Origin of the sequence: Tumebacillus avium (genome assembly GCF_002162355.1) — a bacterium.
Lineage (GTDB): Bacteria > Bacillota > Bacilli > Tumebacillales > Tumebacillaceae > Tumebacillus_A > Tumebacillus_A avium.
Genome location: NZ_CP021434.1, coordinates 4,972,935 through 4,987,507, shown reverse-complemented (window position 1 = coordinate 4,987,507; position 14,573 = coordinate 4,972,935). Strand labels below are relative to the sequence as shown.

22 protein-coding genes and 1 pseudogene are annotated in these 14,573 nt (G+C 57.3%); 18 read left to right on the top strand and 5 right to left on the bottom strand.

Annotation, left to right across the window (positions count from 1 at the left end; all coding sequences use genetic code 11):
* Positions 1–2 precede the first annotated feature (2 nt).
* From CBW65_RS23090 to CBW65_RS23070, 5 genes are all read left to right on the top strand, one after another.
* Positions 3–683, top strand: a complete 681-nt coding sequence (locus CBW65_RS23090) for a YczE/YyaS/YitT family protein (RefSeq protein WP_157722145.1) — start codon at positions 3–5, stop codon at positions 681–683.
* Positions 667–1,074 carry a cysteine metabolism transcriptional regulator CymR gene (gene cymR / locus CBW65_RS23085; RefSeq protein ID WP_087458904.1) on the top strand — a complete coding sequence of 136 codons (408 nt, stop codon included), beginning with the start codon at positions 667–669 and terminating at the stop codon, positions 1,072–1,074. The genes CBW65_RS23090 and cymR overlap by 17 nt, the downstream gene beginning before the upstream one ends.
* Before the next feature lie 83 nt (positions 1,075–1,157).
* Complete coding sequence (locus tag CBW65_RS23080; protein WP_087458903.1) at positions 1,158–2,300, top strand: cysteine desulfurase family protein; 1,143 nt, start codon at positions 1,158–1,160, stop codon at positions 2,298–2,300.
* Positions 2,301–2,319: 19 nt separating this feature from the next.
* Entirely contained in the window at positions 2,320–2,820 is a 501-nt protein-coding gene (locus tag CBW65_RS23075; protein ID WP_087458902.1) for a PRC-barrel domain-containing protein, read from the top strand.
* A 14-nt stretch (positions 2,821–2,834) separates the two neighbouring features.
* Positions 2,835–3,044 (top strand): hypothetical protein, encoded by a 210-nt coding sequence (locus CBW65_RS23070; RefSeq protein WP_087458901.1) that lies wholly within the window; start codon positions 2,835–2,837, stop codon positions 3,042–3,044.
* 30 nt (positions 3,045–3,074) lie between these two features.
* Here CBW65_RS23070 and CBW65_RS23065 read toward each other — a convergent pair whose 3' ends face one another.
* From CBW65_RS23065 to CBW65_RS23050, 4 genes are read right to left on the bottom strand one after another with little or no spacing between them, the layout of a single operon-like run.
* Positions 3,075–3,704: a hypothetical protein gene (locus CBW65_RS23065; RefSeq protein ID WP_087458900.1), complete on the bottom strand. Its 630-nt coding sequence runs from the start codon at positions 3,702–3,704 to the stop codon at positions 3,075–3,077.
* A 43-nt stretch (positions 3,705–3,747) separates the two neighbouring features.
* Positions 3,748–3,969: a hypothetical protein gene (locus tag CBW65_RS23060; protein WP_087458899.1), complete on the bottom strand. Its 222-nt coding sequence runs from the start codon at positions 3,967–3,969 to the stop codon at positions 3,748–3,750.
* A 2-nt stretch (positions 3,970–3,971) separates the two neighbouring features.
* Entirely contained in the window at positions 3,972–4,361 is a 390-nt protein-coding gene (locus tag CBW65_RS23055; protein ID WP_232463400.1) for a DUF1540 domain-containing protein, read from the bottom strand.
* Entirely contained in the window at positions 4,358–4,726 is a 369-nt protein-coding gene (locus CBW65_RS23050; protein ID WP_087458898.1) for a DUF2512 family protein, read from the bottom strand. Before CBW65_RS23050 ends, CBW65_RS23055 begins: the two co-directional genes overlap by 4 nt.
* Before the next feature lie 159 nt (positions 4,727–4,885).
* Between CBW65_RS23050 and CBW65_RS23045 the strand changes: the two genes are divergently transcribed.
* Together CBW65_RS23045 and CBW65_RS23040 are read left to right on the top strand one after the other, a co-directional pair.
* Positions 4,886–5,419 (top strand): peroxiredoxin, encoded by a 534-nt coding sequence (locus tag CBW65_RS23045; protein ID WP_087458897.1) that lies wholly within the window; start codon positions 4,886–4,888, stop codon positions 5,417–5,419.
* A 30-nt stretch (positions 5,420–5,449) separates the two neighbouring features.
* Positions 5,450–5,905 (top strand): TlpA family protein disulfide reductase, encoded by a 456-nt coding sequence (locus tag CBW65_RS23040; protein ID WP_087458896.1) that lies wholly within the window; start codon positions 5,450–5,452, stop codon positions 5,903–5,905.
* A 50-nt stretch (positions 5,906–5,955) separates the two neighbouring features.
* Here CBW65_RS23040 and CBW65_RS23035 read toward each other — a convergent pair whose 3' ends face one another.
* Positions 5,956–7,212 carry a LysM peptidoglycan-binding domain-containing protein gene (locus CBW65_RS23035; protein WP_087458895.1) on the bottom strand — a complete coding sequence of 419 codons (1,257 nt, stop codon included), beginning with the start codon at positions 7,210–7,212 and terminating at the stop codon, positions 5,956–5,958.
* Positions 7,213–7,351: 139 nt separating this feature from the next.
* Here CBW65_RS23035 and CBW65_RS23030 point away from each other — a divergent pair, with 139 nt between their 5' ends.
* From CBW65_RS23030 to udk, 11 genes and pseudogenes are all read left to right on the top strand, one after another.
* The gene (locus CBW65_RS23030) at positions 7,352–8,200 is read left to right on the top strand and encodes a DUF116 domain-containing protein (protein WP_087458894.1); all 849 of its coding nucleotides are present in this window, start codon (positions 7,352–7,354) and stop codon (positions 8,198–8,200) included.
* Between the two features lie 133 nt (positions 8,201–8,333).
* The gene (locus CBW65_RS23025) at positions 8,334–9,203 is read left to right on the top strand and encodes a UbiA-like polyprenyltransferase (RefSeq protein WP_087458893.1); all 870 of its coding nucleotides are present in this window, start codon (positions 8,334–8,336) and stop codon (positions 9,201–9,203) included.
* Positions 9,204–9,301: 98 nt separating this feature from the next.
* Positions 9,302–10,366 carry an AI-2E family transporter gene (locus CBW65_RS23020; protein ID WP_087458892.1) on the top strand — a complete coding sequence of 355 codons (1,065 nt, stop codon included), beginning with the start codon at positions 9,302–9,304 and terminating at the stop codon, positions 10,364–10,366.
* Between the two features lie 80 nt (positions 10,367–10,446).
* Positions 10,447–10,698 carry an IreB family regulatory phosphoprotein gene (locus CBW65_RS23015; protein WP_087458891.1) on the top strand — a complete coding sequence of 84 codons (252 nt, stop codon included), beginning with the start codon at positions 10,447–10,449 and terminating at the stop codon, positions 10,696–10,698.
* A complete protein-coding gene (ruvX, locus tag CBW65_RS23010; protein WP_087458890.1) occupies positions 10,695–11,123 on the top strand; it encodes a Holliday junction resolvase RuvX in 429 nt (142 codons plus the stop codon). The genes CBW65_RS23015 and ruvX overlap by 4 nt, the downstream gene beginning before the upstream one ends.
* Positions 11,124–11,132: 9 nt before the next feature.
* Positions 11,133–11,417, top strand: coding sequence for a DUF1292 domain-containing protein (locus CBW65_RS23005; RefSeq protein ID WP_087458889.1), 285 nt, complete (start codon positions 11,133–11,135; stop codon positions 11,415–11,417).
* Positions 11,418–11,517: 100 nt separating this feature from the next.
* On the top strand, positions 11,518–11,739 hold the full coding sequence (locus CBW65_RS23000; RefSeq protein WP_087458888.1) for a hypothetical protein: 222 nt from the start codon (positions 11,518–11,520) through the stop codon (positions 11,737–11,739).
* A 92-nt stretch (positions 11,740–11,831) separates the two neighbouring features.
* Positions 11,832–12,899, top strand: a complete 1,068-nt coding sequence (mltG, locus tag CBW65_RS22995) for an endolytic transglycosylase MltG (RefSeq protein WP_087458887.1) — start codon at positions 11,832–11,834, stop codon at positions 12,897–12,899.
* A 67-nt stretch (positions 12,900–12,966) separates the two neighbouring features.
* Entirely contained in the window at positions 12,967–13,140 is a 174-nt protein-coding gene (locus tag CBW65_RS24470) for a hypothetical protein (RefSeq protein WP_157722144.1), read from the top strand.
* 84 nt (positions 13,141–13,224) lie between these two features.
* A complete protein-coding gene (locus CBW65_RS22990; protein ID WP_087458886.1) occupies positions 13,225–13,851 on the top strand; it encodes an O-methyltransferase in 627 nt (208 codons plus the stop codon).
* A 23-nt stretch (positions 13,852–13,874) separates the two neighbouring features.
* Positions 13,875–14,528 (top strand): annotated as a pseudogene (gene udk, locus CBW65_RS22985) (uridine kinase); the annotation flags it as partial.
* Positions 14,529–14,573 lie beyond the last annotated feature (45 nt).

Here is a 14,573-nt window from a genome sequence, read left to right as displayed (position 1 = left end):
TGGTGCAACTGGAAACAAACACTAACGGGCATGTGTTTTATGAAGCTTCGTGGAAGTTTCATCTGCGCCGCATGATCATGCTGAACATCGGATTCCTGGTGATGTGCATCGGATTTGTCAGCATTGTGCGTGCCGGGCTCGGCACTTCGCCGTGGGATGTGTTTCACATGGCGCTGACCTTGCATACGCCGCTGACCTTTGGCACGGCGCAGCAGGTGTCGGGGATTTTCCTGCTCGTGTTGGCCTGCTGGCTGGCGCGCAGCCGCCCGACGCTCGGCTGTCTGCTGAACATTGCGCTGGTCGGCTTGTATTGCGATCTGATTTTTAACCTGATCCCGGCGCCTGACGTCTGGTGGCAGCAATGGCCGCAGTTTATGCTGGGGCTGCTCTGTACCGGGTATGGCGTGGGTATCTATATAGCTTGCAAATTAGGGGCCGGGCCCCGCGACTGGCTGATGCTGTCGCTGCATCAGCGCACCGGCATCGCGATCCGCTGGGTGCGGACGATGATCGAAGTGGCAGTTGTTCTGGTCGGGATCGTGCTGGGCGGCCCGTTTGGGGTCGGCACCGTTTTGTTTTCACTATTGATCGGGCATCCGACCGAGTGGGGCATCAAATGGGCGGAGCGCGTGGTTGGACCGTATGTAGAGAGGAGAGAGGTCAAGCATGAAATTATCCACTAAAGGACGCTATGGCATCACGTTGATGATCGATTTGGGCATGTTTTTCGGAGAGGGTCCCGTCTCATTAAAATCGGTGGCGGAGCGCCAGTCGCTGTCGGAGCATTATCTGGAGCAGTTGATCGCGCCGCTGCGCAACGCCGGTCTGGTGCGCTCGATTCGCGGCGCATATGGCGGGTACGTGCTGGCGAAAGCGCCGCATGAGATCACCGTCGGCGACATCATCCGCGTGCTGGAAGGGCCGATCACGATCGTCGATGATCCGGAGGAGGAGCTGGCTGAGCTGTGGGAGAAAGTGCGCAGCTCGATCAATGATGTGCTGGACGGCACGACGCTGCAGGATCTCATTGATAAAAAGCGCTTTGGCAAAGACACGATCATGTTCTACATCTAGGAACTTCAGCTACAGCTACATCAGTTTTCTCGCTTGGGTATGTGGAAAACACATACCTTTTTGTCATACTAGCAGTGAGGGGGATGATCTGTGTGATCTATCTGGACAATGCGGCGACGACGCCCGTCTCGCAAGAAGTGCTGGATGCGATGCAGCCGTACTTCCGCGACATCTATGGCAATCCGTCCAGCGTGCACGCTTCCGGGCGGCAGGCCAAAGGCGCGGTGGAGCGGGCGCGGGAGCAGGTGGCGCAGGCGATCAACGCCAAGCCAAACGAAATCGTCTTCACCAGCGGCGGCACCGAAGCGGACAATGCGGCGATCATCGGCACGGCGATCGGGTACAAGGAGCAAGGAAAACATATCGTCACGACGACGATCGAGCATCATGCGGTGCTGCATACATATGAGTTTTTGCAGGAGATGGGCTATGAGGTGACATTTGTGCCGCCAGGTGCGGACGGCATCGTGCGCGTCGATGACATCGCGGCGGCGCTGTGCGACGACACGACGCTGGTCTCGGTGATGGCGGTGAACAATGAGACGGGCGCGGTGCAGCCGATCGGCGAGATCGGTCGGTTGACCCGCGAGCGGGGCATCGTTTTCCACACCGATGCGGTGCAGGCGATGGGACTGCTGCAGATCGATGTCGATGCGCTGGGCATCGACCTGCTGTCGATCTCCGGGCACAAGCTGCACGGGCCAAAAGGGGTCGGTGCGCTGTACGTGCGCCGCGGGCTGTATTGGAAGCCGACCCAGCACGGCGGATCGCAGGAGTACAAGCGCCGCGCCGGGACGGAGAACCTGCCCGGCATCGTTGGCCTCGGCCTCGCGGTGCAGCGGGCTGTCGAGCAGCGGGAAGCGCGTTATGAACAGATCACCGGGCTGCGCGAGACGATGCTCGCCGTGCTGCGGGCAGGCGTGGAGAATCTGCAGGTCAATTCGCCGGAGGGGGCGGTGCCGTCGATTTTGAACGTGACGTTTCCGGGCGCTCCGGCGGAGCGGATCTTGATGAACCTCGACATGGCGGGGATCATGGCTTCGAGCGGGTCGGCCTGCACGTCCGGGTCCTTGCAGCCGTCCCATGTGCTGGTGGCGATGGGGCTGGGGGAGGAATGTGTACGCTCGGCGATTCGATTCTCTTTTTCGGGACAGAATACAGAAGAAGAGGTGCGGGCAGCGGCAGAAAAAGTGGTGGAGATCGTGGCGCGCCTGCAACGGCGATAAAGGCGGAAGGAGGCTGTGTATGAGGAAAGCGAGAGATCTGGTGGGTTTGCCGGTGGTGGAGCTGGGGCGAGGCGAGCATATCGGGGAAGTGCGCGATGTGCTTTTTTCGGCCGAAGGAACCTTTCATTCGCTCTTGCTGACCAAAGGAACGGTGCTGACGGCGAGCAAGATTTTGCCGAAAGCGAAGCTTCATGCGCTCGGACAAGATGCGGTCACGATTCTGCAGGACAACGAGATCGAAGAGTTTCGCGACGAGACCGGCCTGATCCGCAGCCTCATCCAAGGCGATGTGCATTTTGTCGGCAAAGAGGTGCTGACCCAGGACGGCACCTACCTGGGAACGGTGGAAGATGTTTACTTGGATGAAAATCTGAACACAATAGTGGGGTACGAGGTATCGGAAGGCTTTCTGGTCGATCTGAAAGAAGGCCGGAAAGTGCTGCATGCCCACCCGGAGATCATGGTGGGACAAGATACCTTGTTGGTGCCGGCCGACACGGAGCTGGCGGAGGAATTCTAAGGAGGTACCCACCTATGTCCCGTTGCCCTCATTGTAACTGCCGCGATATCGGAAAGATTGGCACGCACCAGTTTTATTGCTGGGGCTGCTTTATGGAGTTCAGCATCTCCGGAGATGAAGTGAAACTGTTCCAGGTGGAAGAAGACGGTTCCCTGATCGCGTACGACGACCGTCCACAGCCGCAGTTGAACATGGATCTGCCGGATTTTCAATTGGGAATGTAACAATAACAAGAGAGAGCTGATGCGTTTGCATCAGCTCTTTTTGATCGTTGCCAGGCGGTTGCGAATCCAATCGGCCTGATAGCGATAGGAGAGGAAGTAGATTTCGTCATTGTCATTGTCAAACGCCCAGTTCCAATAAAAAGGGGCGATCTCAAAATAGCGTTTGATGCCGTCAAGCGTGATGTTGTGCGCCCCGGCAAACGATGCAAATTCGGCCCTATGCTCTTTTTGGCAGACATAGCCTTGAAAGCCAAACACCCAGAGCGCGTTTAAAATACTGGAGCCGCATGGTACAGTTTGCAGCAAGCGATCTGACCATTCGACCAGCACATAATGCTTGGGATCTTCCGAAACGCGGAGATAATTCAAGGTCATGCCTGCTGGCGTACATGCTTGCAGTTCTTGTTCATCACTGTTCCAATCGAAGAAAAAGCCGCTGTGTTCGCGGCCGATGATCGAGGTGATCGCAGGGTGCCATTGTTCCGCATGGTCAGCGCGGAAGGTTGGATGTACAACGGTGAGAAAGGGAGGGTGCTCCCGCATATAGGCTGCGATTTGCCCTGGCTGCTGCTCTTCAAACGGCACAGAGAGATACGCCCACTTTTGCAGAAACTCATCCGCTTGTGCTGTTTCCAGCGGGTACACTTCGTAATCGCGCATCATGGCCACCTCTTGAAAAAAGAGCGCCCTGGAGGCGCTCTTTTTATTGTTTTTTCACAGGAAGGTCATTCTGGTCGACCCAGTTCAGGAAGTCGCGTCCGCGCACGCGGCGGGAGTCGTCGCTGGGGAGGACGCCGTTGTCGAGCAGGCTTTTCATGCGATCGATGCCGAGCCCGGAGAGGCCGCAGAGTTCGAGCGGCTCGTAGCTGGCCTCGTTGTCGATCTCTTTGAGGGTCAGCTCATAGCCGAGTTCATGGGAATTCACCGTCAAATCCCTCCTTCGCGGCGTTCGAACGTCCGGCAGTTCGTATCCTGGCACTCGTTGGCCTGCATGCCGGTCACTTCGATCGCCTTGGCGGTGCAGCGTCTGCCTTCGTCCCAATAGACGCAGGACGCGACTGTGCAGTCGATCGACGGATCGAGGTGATGGCCGGGCATGGTCAGCTCCATCAGCGTACCGGTGATGTTGATGTTGTCGGCCGAACCAAGGTAGGAAGTGATGCCTGCGGCATCGTGGAACGTTTTGCACATCGTCTGGTCGGCGATCGCCGACATGCGGCCTTCCTCTTCATGCATGATGTCGATGTTGCGGGCGCTGCAGAGATCGCCCGCCATGTAGTGCGTGCAAGTGTTGACGGAACAGACTACGCGTGTCAATGCACCATGCCCCCTTTTGGCTCTTCGTGCGCTTCACGGTCATACACCCATTCATGGAACAAGCCTTCAAAACCGCCGAGCGCGGCCGAGACCAGCCCGATGTACGGGAGCGTCACGCTGCTGTTTTGCCCGGCAACGGCTTTCGATGCCCCAAACAAGGTGAGGCCGTAGAGCAGCGCATCGGTGAGGATCGCCGTGGCGCGGCCCATCTTCGGCAGCAGCATGCGGTCGCCCGCATAGCCGAGCAGTCCGATCGCCGCCGCCGACAGAAATGTGAACGCCGGGTTGACGCGAACGCTGCGCATCATGCCGGCAACCGCATAAATCGTCGCAAAGACCACCATCAGCTTTACCAGCAGTTTCACGCAAATCCCTCCTGTTCGGGTATAGTTTGCCTAGCCGGAAGGGAATTCATAACGGGGGCAAGTAATCAGGCTCACATTTTGCGCCGTAAGTTCTTGCTAAAAACGATTGGTATGTCTACAATTATGAGGTAGCATACATATCCAGAGGAGGTAACATTTATGCCGTTGGTTGGATCCGCAGCACCGAATTTTAACATGTTGTCCACGAAAAACCTGGAGACCCTTGATGTCTCGGTAACTCTTGAAGATTACCGTGGCAAATGGCTGGTTCTCTTCTTCTATCCGCTCGACTTTACTTTCGTTTGCCCGACTGAGATCACCGCGATGAGCGACCGCGCTCAAGAGTTCGCAGATCTCGACGCTGAAATCCTCGGCGTATCGGTTGACTCCATCCACTCCCACCGTGCATGGATCAACACTCCGCGCGAACAAAACGGCCTGGGCCAGCTGAACTACCCGCTCGGCGCAGACATCACGAAGGACTGCGCTCGCGCTTACGGCGTTCTGCTCGAAGATAAAGGCATCGCTCTGCGCGGCCTGTTCATCATCGACCCGGAAGGCGTTGTACAGCACGCTACCGTCAACAACCTGAACGTGGGCCGTTCCGTTGACGAGACCCTGCGCGTTCTGGAAGCGCTGCAAACCGGCGGCCTGTGCCCGGCGAACTGGAAACCGGGTCAAAACACCCTGTAAGTACCAGATTCGGAAAGAGGGTATCTTCCAATGCCGATGCGCTTAGGCTCTGAGCGTCCGGAACTGACCGGAGCCACCGAGTGGTTCCATCAGGATCTGCTTCCGGCCGATCTCTCTGACAAGTATGTGCTTGTCCACTTCTGGGCGGTCTCGTGCCATATCTGTCACGAGACGATGAACCTCCTGATCTCCTACCGTGACAAGTACAAAGAGCACGGTTTGCAGATGGTGGGCGTTCACTTCCCGCGCTATGAAGCGGACACCGACATCGAGAAGGTGAAGGAAGACATCGCGAAGTACGGGATCACGCATCCGGTCGCGATCGACAACCTGCACAAGATGGCCGAAGCATTCCAAAACGAGTATGTTCCGGCATTCTTCTTGTTCGATAAAGAAGGCAAGCTGTTCTTCCGTACGGCGGGCGACCGCGGTTTCGAGAAGCTGCAGCCGAAGATCGAACAGGTTCTTGGCCTGTCGCAAGCATAAGAAAAAGCTCTGTCTCTCTTCTTGGAGAGGCAGAGCTTTTTTCGTGGCTTCTATTCGTTCAGCGTCTCATACTCATCGTAGAGATAGCGCCAGGCTTCCGGAAAATAAGCGCCAACTTCCCACAACGCGAGGCCTTGGAGCTTCATGTTCTCCAGGATCTCCAGTTTGCGGACAAAGCTCTTCATATCTTCAAGCCACACAGAGTGTCCCCCCTCTCGGTTCGGACAGCGAAACCACGCCAGATCGGTGGCCGAATCTCGGAGCAGCGGCGAGCCGTGCAGATAGGCGAGCTCGATCGCCGCGTGCGGAGTTATGCGATGCACCGCACGCCCCCGTTCCGCGTAGACGGCGGCGGGGCGCTGCACGAGCCAGAGCTGTTCGGGTGGGAGAGATTCCAGCGCCTGTTGCAAGGCGAGGCGGGTGTCTTCTGTCCCGACTAGCGGCGGGGGAGGAGAGGCATGGCGGCCGCTTGGGACCGCTTCAAAAAATACGTGGTCGATCCCCCTGCTGACTTCTGCAAGCAGGGAGGTTCGTTTGCAAAGCGGTGATGCTGAGCTGAGGTACAAGCCGACCCGATAGCCCATCGGCCGCAGCCGGCGTCCCGCTTCTTTGACCAGCTGCAGATAGGGAACCTCGTCTTCACGGCGCATCGCCGGCCAGTCGAAGATCACGCCGTCCCCGCCGGCGGGTTTAAGCGCCAGAGCGAGCTGGTCGAGGATGCGCAGCTTGGCGTCATCGCTTCTCAGCAATGCTTTGGCGACATCGGGCAGGATCTGCGCCGCACCGTCCAGCGTGCAGAGAAACAGCTGCCGGAGGTTGCTATCGTCCGGACCGGGCTTGGCAGCAGAGGGAACCTGCACGTTGCCTGCCGCGTCGATGCGCAAGCCCTGCGCACCGAGGTAGGTCAACGGCCCTGCCGTGCCATCCGGCAGCAGCAGCGGGGAGAAGCTGAGCAGCCCCAACTGCTTTTTCGAAACCGTGGAGCGTGTTAATGTATCGGGGATGAGCAGAAACTCCCCAGGGGTGATGCGCTCATCGCTCAGCTCATTGCACAGCGAGATCAAAGTCAGCGGAACACCGGTGCGCGCGCTGACCCTTCGCAGCGTGTCGTCCGGTTTGACTTGGCAGGTATGATAACCCTCCGTGCCCGCTGCGGCGAGCTGCGAGGGGATGATAAGCATATGCCCGGGCAGCAGGAACGGTGAACGGGGAAGAGGGTTGCAGGTGATGAGCTGCTGGGGTGTCACGCGATGGCGCATGGCGACACCTGCCAGCGTATCGCCGGGTTTTGTGAGATAGAGATGCACCGCCTTTTGCTCCTTCCTTTGACATGTACACTCTTCACACGATATGCGCTCTGGGCAAGGTTGGTGCCTCGGGTGTAATAACTTGGCAACGCTTCGGGCATGATAGAAGCATGGCAATGTGTGGCAGGAGGGATAAGGAATGGCAAACGTCGAAACGACGTCCGCTGAAGCGGAAGAAACGAAGATTGCTCCCCGCAAGCTTGGGGATACATGGGACGGCTGGGCTGGTCAGGTCGAGGAAAACAACGGTGACTTGGAAACGACGCCGTGGGTGTTTCTCAGCTTTACCGCAATCGCGCTGTCGTTCTTGAATGTCGCGGCGTGGCTGGGACTGTATCTGGTGCAGCCGCGTTTGATGGAACTGCCGGAGTGGGTGATGCGCACGGTGGTGATGGGAGCTGCCGGGGTGCTGGGCGCGGTCGATCTGGTCTTTCTGCTGATCGGCGCAACGGTGCTGACCGGCTGGAATTTTGTGCCGTTCTTCAAAGGGCGTCACGTCGCGCTGTCCAGCATCATTCCGTGGACGGTGAAGATCTCCAGCGTCTTTGGCATTTCCAAAGACCGCATGTCCAACTCGATTCTGCAGGTCGGCAATCGCCTGACCACAGTCAACCAGGCGAACATTCAGCGCGATGAGCTGCTGATCTTGCTGCCGCGCTGTCTCGACCCGGGGACGCGCGAGGACATCAAGAAGGTGACAGCCAAATACGATGTGGACTTCCACATCTGCGCGGGCGGCCAGATGGCGCGCCAACTGCTCGCCGAAAAGCACCCCAAAGGCGTGATCGCCGTCGCTTGCGAACGCGACCTGATGGCAGGCGTGCAGGATGTCGGCGCTGCGATCCCGGTGATCGCCATCGCCAACAAGCGCCCGGAAGGTCCCTGCCGCAACACGAACATCAACATGACGGAGATGGAAAATGCCATCCGGATGTATCTGGGCAAAGAACCCATCAAAGAAGAGGACCGTGAACTGGTCAATTCGTAAAAGATCAAGCTGGGTATCTTGTCGAAATAAGGGATCACAAACGCATGCCGCGAAGTTCATAAACGGGTTGACAACCCCCCTTTTGATCGCTGTAATAGAGTAGTATGCTATGTGATCACTAGGGGGCTTTTTTATGTCTAAGATTCGTCTCTTTCTGGAGATGATCAAATTTGAACATACGATCTTTGCCTTGCCGTATGCCTATATCGGCATGGTGATGGCTTCGTATTACACCACAGAGTCCTGGCCGAGCCTGATGACCTTCGTCTGGGTCACCTTGGCGATGGTGGGGGCGCGCAGCGCCGCGATGGGGCTGAACCGGGTCATTGACGCGGCGATCGACGCGCGCAACCCGCGCACGGCAAACCGCGAAATTCCAAGCGGCAAGATCAAAAGCCTGGAAGCGTGGCTGTTTATCATCGGCTCGCTGGCCCTGCTTGGCGTCTCCGCGTACATGCTCAACCCGCTGTGCTTCGCGCTCTTGCCGCTGGCAGTGGCCGTGCTGGTGCTCTACCCGTACTGCAAGCGCTTCACGTGGGCCTGCCACTTGGTGCTGGGCCTCGCCGACTCGTTTGCGCCGCTCGGCGGCTGGATCGCGGTGACCGGCTCGTTCGACACGCCGTCGCTGCTGCTGGCCGGGGCGGTCGCGGTGTGGATTGCGGCGTTTGACATCATCTACGCTTGTCAGGATGTCGAGTTTGACAAGAAAAACGGCCTGCACTCGATCCCGGTGCGCTTTGGGATCGCCGGCGGTCTGCGCCTGTCGCGGATCATGCACATTTTGACGATCGTGCTGTTTGCGCTGGTGCCGCTCTACGTGGACCTTGGCATCGTGTATTGGATCGGCGTGGCGGCGGTGGCGGGGCTGCTCTGGTATGAGCACCGCATCATCTCGCCGCACGACATGAGCCGTATCGACCTCGCTTTTTTCACCGTCAATTCCTATGTGGCGTCGGTGGCGTTTGTCTTTACGCTCGCCGATATCGCGATTTCTCTCTGGTAAACTGGCGCATGGTAACTGGAAAGCCCTCCAAGTGGAGGGCTTTTTCGCATTTTGGGGCAAACTAATCCTGCCTGACATCGGCGGGAGGTGAGCACATCATGGAATCGTGGCGGCGAAGCCGCACGCTGTACACGCTTGTGGTAACGCTGGTGCTGCTCGCGTGCCTATATCTGCTCTGGGAACTGCGGGACGTGCTGCAACTGTTCTGGACGGTGCTGAGCGCGGTGTTGACGCCGTTTCTGATCGCGGTGATCATCGCCTATCTGCTCAATCCGCTGGTGGCGCGCCTGCATCAGCGCGGGGTGCCGCGCGGGGCGAGCATCTTGGTCATCTACATCGTGTTTTTCCTGGTGATCACGGTGGTGCTGATCAATGCGATCCCACTGTTTATCGATCAATTGCGGGAGCTAAGCGAGCATCTGCCCCAATTGATCGAGGAGTTCGACTCCTGGATGGACGGTTTTAACGAAGACAAAAAACGCCTGCCCGACGCGGTGCGCAAAGCGATCGACTCCAACCTGACCTCGCTGGAGTCAAAAGTCACCCAGACGATCACCAAGACGCTGGAGTCGGCCGGCAACACGATCGAAGGGGCGATCGGCTGGTTTGTGGTGCCGTTTCTCGTCTTCTACATGCTCAAAGACCTGAAGGTGATGGAGAAGACGGTGATCACGTTCTTCCCGCGCCAGAATCGCCAGGAGATCATCCGCCTGTTCCGCTCGATCGACGAAGCGCTGGGCAACTACATCCGCGGGCAGCTGATGGTCGCCACCGTGGTGGGGACGCTGGCTTATGTCGGCTATCTGATCGTCGGGATGCCGTATGGGATCATCTTGGCGCTGATCGTGGCGATCACCAACATCATCCCGTATGTCGGGCCGTTTATCGGGGCGGCGCCCGCACTGTTGCTGGCCTTTACGGTGTCGCCGTTGATGGCGCTGAAGGTGCTGATCGTCAACCTGATCGTCCAGCAGCTCGAAGGAAACGTGATCGGGCCGTACCTGATCGGGCGGACGCTCAAGCTGCATCCGATGCTGATCATCTTCGCGCTGCTGCTGGGCGGCGAGATGTTTGGCATCGTCGGCCTGATTCTGGCGATCCCGCTCGTGGCGGTCGGCAAAGTGATTTTGCAGCACGTGGTGTTGCACTACATGAAGCATTGACGTATAATTGTCCCGATTCCTGATTTGCGGAAAATCTTGCCTACCGTGGCAAACAATGAAGTCGTAATGGGGTGTTCAATATGTCGTTTGACCGCACGATCAAGTTCAGCGGCCGCGAGGAAGACAGCGAAGCGAGACGGTCGCTTTTGATCGCCTTCGAAGCTTTGCGGGTCAAAGGGTACAACCCGATCAACCAGATCTCCGGCTATCTGATCTCCGGGGACCCCGCGTACATCACCAACCATAACAATGCGCGCAATATCATTCGCAGCCTGGAGCGGGACGAGCTGATCGAGGAACTGGTGCGCGCCTACATGAGGGATCAAGGATGAACCTGACCAGAACGCTTGGGATCGACTACGGCGACGTGCGCATCGGCATCGCCGTCAGCGACGCGATGGGCTGGACGGCGCAAGGCGTGGAGACGATCACCCGCAAGAGCGAAGAGGCCGACCTGGCGCGCATCGGCGAGCTGATCAAGCAATATGACGTCGACACGATCGTGCTGGGCTATCCCAAGAACATGAATGGCACGATTGGGCCGCGCGGCGAATTAAGCGAGCAGTTTGCCGAGATACTAAAGGCTAAATTCAGCTTGCCCGTCGTTTTGTGGGACGAGCGGTTATCAACGATGGCCGCGGAGCGTATGCTGATATCAGCAGATGTTAGCCGCAAGAAACGCAAAGGTGTCGTCGACAAAATGGCGGCGGCCATCTTCCTGCAAAGCTATTTAGATAGACAACAAAACGGAAAGTAGGTGCCAGAGATGAGCGAAGTTCAAACCGAACGCATCACCCTGACCGATGAAGACGGCACGGAGCATGAGTTTGACGTGCTGGAAATGCTCGAAGTAGACCAAAAGATGTATGCCATCCTCCAGCCGGTTGATGCACAGGACGAAGAAGCGGTAATCCTGCGCGTGGAGAAGGATGACGAAGGCAACGATGTCCTCGCTTACATCGAAGACGATGCTGAGTGGGACAAGGTCGCAGAAGAGTACGACACCATCTTGTTCGAAGAGCAAGGCGGCAGCGACGAAGATTTGCAATAGCAAGGCATGGGCAGGCGCTCCTCAGGGGGCGCCTGTTTTTCATTCCCAGTCATGAGCGGGAGCGCAGCAGGCAACCCTAGAGGAGAGGGAGGTGGCTTTGATGAACAAAGACTTTAACATTCCCGATCCGTACCATCCGAATCAGGTTGACCTGCATCTGGACGACGTGCAGCAACAGGCGCTCGAACAGTTGGGGCTGAACGAGCAAGTGAACCGCCAAGGCATCGAATCGCTGAGCCCGGAACAGGCCGCACAGGTCGGCCAGGTGATGGCAGAAGGCTTTGCAGCATTGGCATCGAACGTCAATCAGCAGTCGGAATAGCCGAAAGTCTGCCCGCATCTTCCGGTGCGGGCTTTTCGCCTTTTGTCGAATTCAGTATAATAGTGGGGAATGAGTGGAGGTGCAGGTTTTACATGACCAACAAACAATCCCCGAAGCTGCCGGCGCAGAAGCCTTCGCGCTGGAACAAGTGGTGGTACGTCTTCGCCGCTTGCATCCTGCTGATCGGGGGAGGGCTTTTCTATGTGGAGGAACAGTTTCAGCCGCCGCAGGACAGCGGTCCGGCGGTTGAAGTGGAGATTCCGATGGGCGCATCGCCGCATGACATCGGCGTGATGCTCGTCGACAAACAACTGATCAAGAATGCGAACTTTTTTAAATGGTATCTTGCGTATAAAGGCAGTTCCGGCCAGCTCAAGGCGGGCAAGTACTACCTGCAGCCAGGCCTGACGATGGAAGAGATCGCCCGCGTGCTGGTCGAAGGGGATGCCAAATACGGCACGACCCAGTTCACCGTGCCTGAAGGCCTGACCATGGAGCAGATCGCCGACAGCTTGGCGGAACAAAAGATCGTGGACAAGCAGGCGTTCCTGAACGAAGTGCAAAACGGCAAATTCGACTATGCGTTCCTGAGCGAGATCAAGCAGGTCGAAGGGATGAAATATCGGCTGGAAGGCTACCTGTTCCCGGATACATACGAGACGTTCCAAAATGTGACGCCGCATGATGTGATCGACATGATGCTGAAGCAGACGGAGTCGATCCTGACCCCGGAGTGGCAGGAGCAGATGAAAAAGCAAAATCTCACGTTGCACCAGACCTTGACGCTCGCGTCGCTGATCGAACGGGAAGCACAGGTGGCCAAGGAGCGTCCGATGATCTCCGGCGTTATTCAAAACCGGCTGAAAGCCACGCCGCCGATGCAATTGCAGATCGACGCGACGGTGCAATACGCGTTGGGCAAGACGAAAGAGACGTTGCTGTTTGCAGACTTGGAGATCGATTCGCCGTACAACACCTATCGGATCGAAGGACTGCCGCCGGGCCCGATCTCCACGTCCGGGCGCGATGCGATCAAAGCGGCGCTGTTCCCGGAGATGCACGATTTCTATTTTTACGTCACGAAAAATGACGGCACCGGCGAGCATTATTTTGCCACGACGTTCGCTGAGCATCAGCAAAACATCGCCAAGAGCCAGTAGGCGGGAACAGGTAAAATAATCTGCCCGCAGAACGCGAAAACTACACCTATCGAAGGAGGGAGCCAAGATGAACAATCAGGAAACCAATGAGACTGTTCAAGTGACCCCCGAAGATATGGTGATCGATTATTTGATCGGCGAGCATGAACTGCAGAAGCTGCGGTACGGCTTTCAGGCTCCGATGATCGCAGGCCAGCCCTGCGAACCGGGAGACGACCTGCCGGGCGGCGCTGATCACTAGCAGCAAAACCCATTGTCCTATACAGGAGAATGGGTTTTGTGATAACATGAATCTGTTTGTGTCCTGAGAAGGAGTTTTGCAATTATGATCGATCCAACACTCGTTGCTTATTTGCGCGGCCTGGTGCCGGAGCGCAATCCTTTGCTTCAGGAGATGGAGCAGCAGGCGGAAGCAGGCTTTGTCCCGATTCTCGATCTGGAGACGGTGAGCTTTTTGCAAGTCTTGCTGAAGATTGCCAAGCCCCGTCGGATCTTGGAAGTGGGCACGGCGATCGGCTATTCGGCGATCGTGATGGCCGAAGCGTGCGACGCTGTGATCACGACGCTGGAGCGGGATGCAGAGCGTGCGGCGGAGGCCCGGGCGAATTTTGCCAAGGCGGGACTAAGCGCGCGCATCGAGCTCTTGGAAGGGGATGCGCTGGAGCGAATCGGGGACTTGGGCATGTACGATTTTATTTTCCTCGATGCGGCGAAAGGGCAATACCCGCGCTTTCTGGAACTGCTCGATCCGCATTTGGAAAAGGGCGGCGTTTTGCTGTCCGACAACATTTTGTTCCAAGGCATGGTCAGCGGCCAGGAGGAAGTCAAGCACAAGCTTCGCACGATGATCAACCGCCTGCGCGAATACAACGAACTGCTCGCGAATCATCCAGGATATGAGACGACGTTTCTACCCTTGGGGGACGGGGTGTCCCTCTCGGTTAAAAAGTAGACAGGCAGTACAGAAAGGGGAAGGAACAGATGCACAGACCGGTGCTGATAGGGATCGCAGGAGGGACAGGCTCTGGCAAGACATCTGTTGCCCGCGAGATCACGCGCAACATCGATCCGGAAAACATCGTTCTGATCGAGCAGGACAACTATTACAAAGACCAGTCGCATTTGACGATGGCCGAGCGGGTGCAGACCAACTACGACCATCCGCATGCGTTTGACAACGATCTGCTGCTGGAACATCTGCACATGCTGATGAATAACGAAGCGATCCAAAAGCCGATCTACAATTTCGCCGAGCACACGCGGGACGATTACACGGAGCGCGTCGAGCCGAAGCAGGTCGTGGTGCTGGAAGGCATCATGGCGCTCGAAGATGAGCGGCTGCGCAATCTGATGGACATCAAGATCTTTGTCGACACCGATGCGGACGTGCGGATCATCCGCCGCGTGCTGCGCGACATCAAAGAGCGCGGACGCTCGATCGAATCGGTCGTTGAGCAGTACATGGGCATCGTTCGCCCGATGCACATGCAGTTCATCGAGCCGTCCAAGAGATACGCCGACCTGATCATCCCGGAAGGCGGCCAGAACCGTGTGGCGATCGACATCCTCGTCGCCAAAGTCAACGACATCGTCAAAGGTGTCCTTGCCACTACCGGAGCAACCCGTTAACAAGGGTTGCTCCGTTTTTTTTGCATCAATCATGGTCACACTGGG

Coding starts and splice junctions, on each gene's coding strand:
- cymR (WP_087458904.1), top strand. CDS start 667: ATGAAATTATCCACTAAAGGACGCTATGGCATCACGTTGATGATCGAT.
- CBW65_RS23000 (WP_087458888.1), top strand. CDS start 11,518: ATGAACAAAGACTTTAACATTCCCGATCCGTACCATCCGAATCAGGTT.
- CBW65_RS23080 (WP_087458903.1), top strand. CDS start 1,158: ATGATCTGTGTGATCTATCTGGACAATGCGGCGACGACGCCCGTCTCG.
- CBW65_RS23045 (WP_087458897.1), top strand. CDS start 4,886: ATGCCGTTGGTTGGATCCGCAGCACCGAATTTTAACATGTTGTCCACG.
- CBW65_RS23075 (WP_087458902.1), top strand. CDS start 2,320: ATGAGGAAAGCGAGAGATCTGGTGGGTTTGCCGGTGGTGGAGCTGGGG.
- CBW65_RS22990 (WP_087458886.1), top strand. CDS start 13,225: ATGATCGATCCAACACTCGTTGCTTATTTGCGCGGCCTGGTGCCGGAG.
- CBW65_RS23070 (WP_087458901.1), top strand. CDS start 2,835: ATGTCCCGTTGCCCTCATTGTAACTGCCGCGATATCGGAAAGATTGGC.
- CBW65_RS23065 (WP_087458900.1), bottom strand. CDS start 3,704: ATGCGCGATTACGAAGTGTACCCGCTGGAAACAGCACAAGCGGATGAG.
- CBW65_RS23015 (WP_087458891.1), top strand. CDS start 10,447: ATGTCGTTTGACCGCACGATCAAGTTCAGCGGCCGCGAGGAAGACAGC.
- CBW65_RS23020 (WP_087458892.1), top strand. CDS start 9,302: ATGGAATCGTGGCGGCGAAGCCGCACGCTGTACACGCTTGTGGTAACG.
- CBW65_RS24470 (WP_157722144.1), top strand. CDS start 12,967: ATGAACAATCAGGAAACCAATGAGACTGTTCAAGTGACCCCCGAAGAT.
- CBW65_RS23030 (WP_087458894.1), top strand. CDS start 7,352: ATGGCAAACGTCGAAACGACGTCCGCTGAAGCGGAAGAAACGAAGATT.
- CBW65_RS23005 (WP_087458889.1), top strand. CDS start 11,133: ATGAGCGAAGTTCAAACCGAACGCATCACCCTGACCGATGAAGACGGC.
- CBW65_RS23025 (WP_087458893.1), top strand. CDS start 8,334: ATGTCTAAGATTCGTCTCTTTCTGGAGATGATCAAATTTGAACATACG.
- mltG (WP_087458887.1), top strand. CDS start 11,832: ATGACCAACAAACAATCCCCGAAGCTGCCGGCGCAGAAGCCTTCGCGC.
- CBW65_RS23040 (WP_087458896.1), top strand. CDS start 5,450: ATGCCGATGCGCTTAGGCTCTGAGCGTCCGGAACTGACCGGAGCCACC.
- ruvX (WP_087458890.1), top strand. CDS start 10,695: ATGAACCTGACCAGAACGCTTGGGATCGACTACGGCGACGTGCGCATC.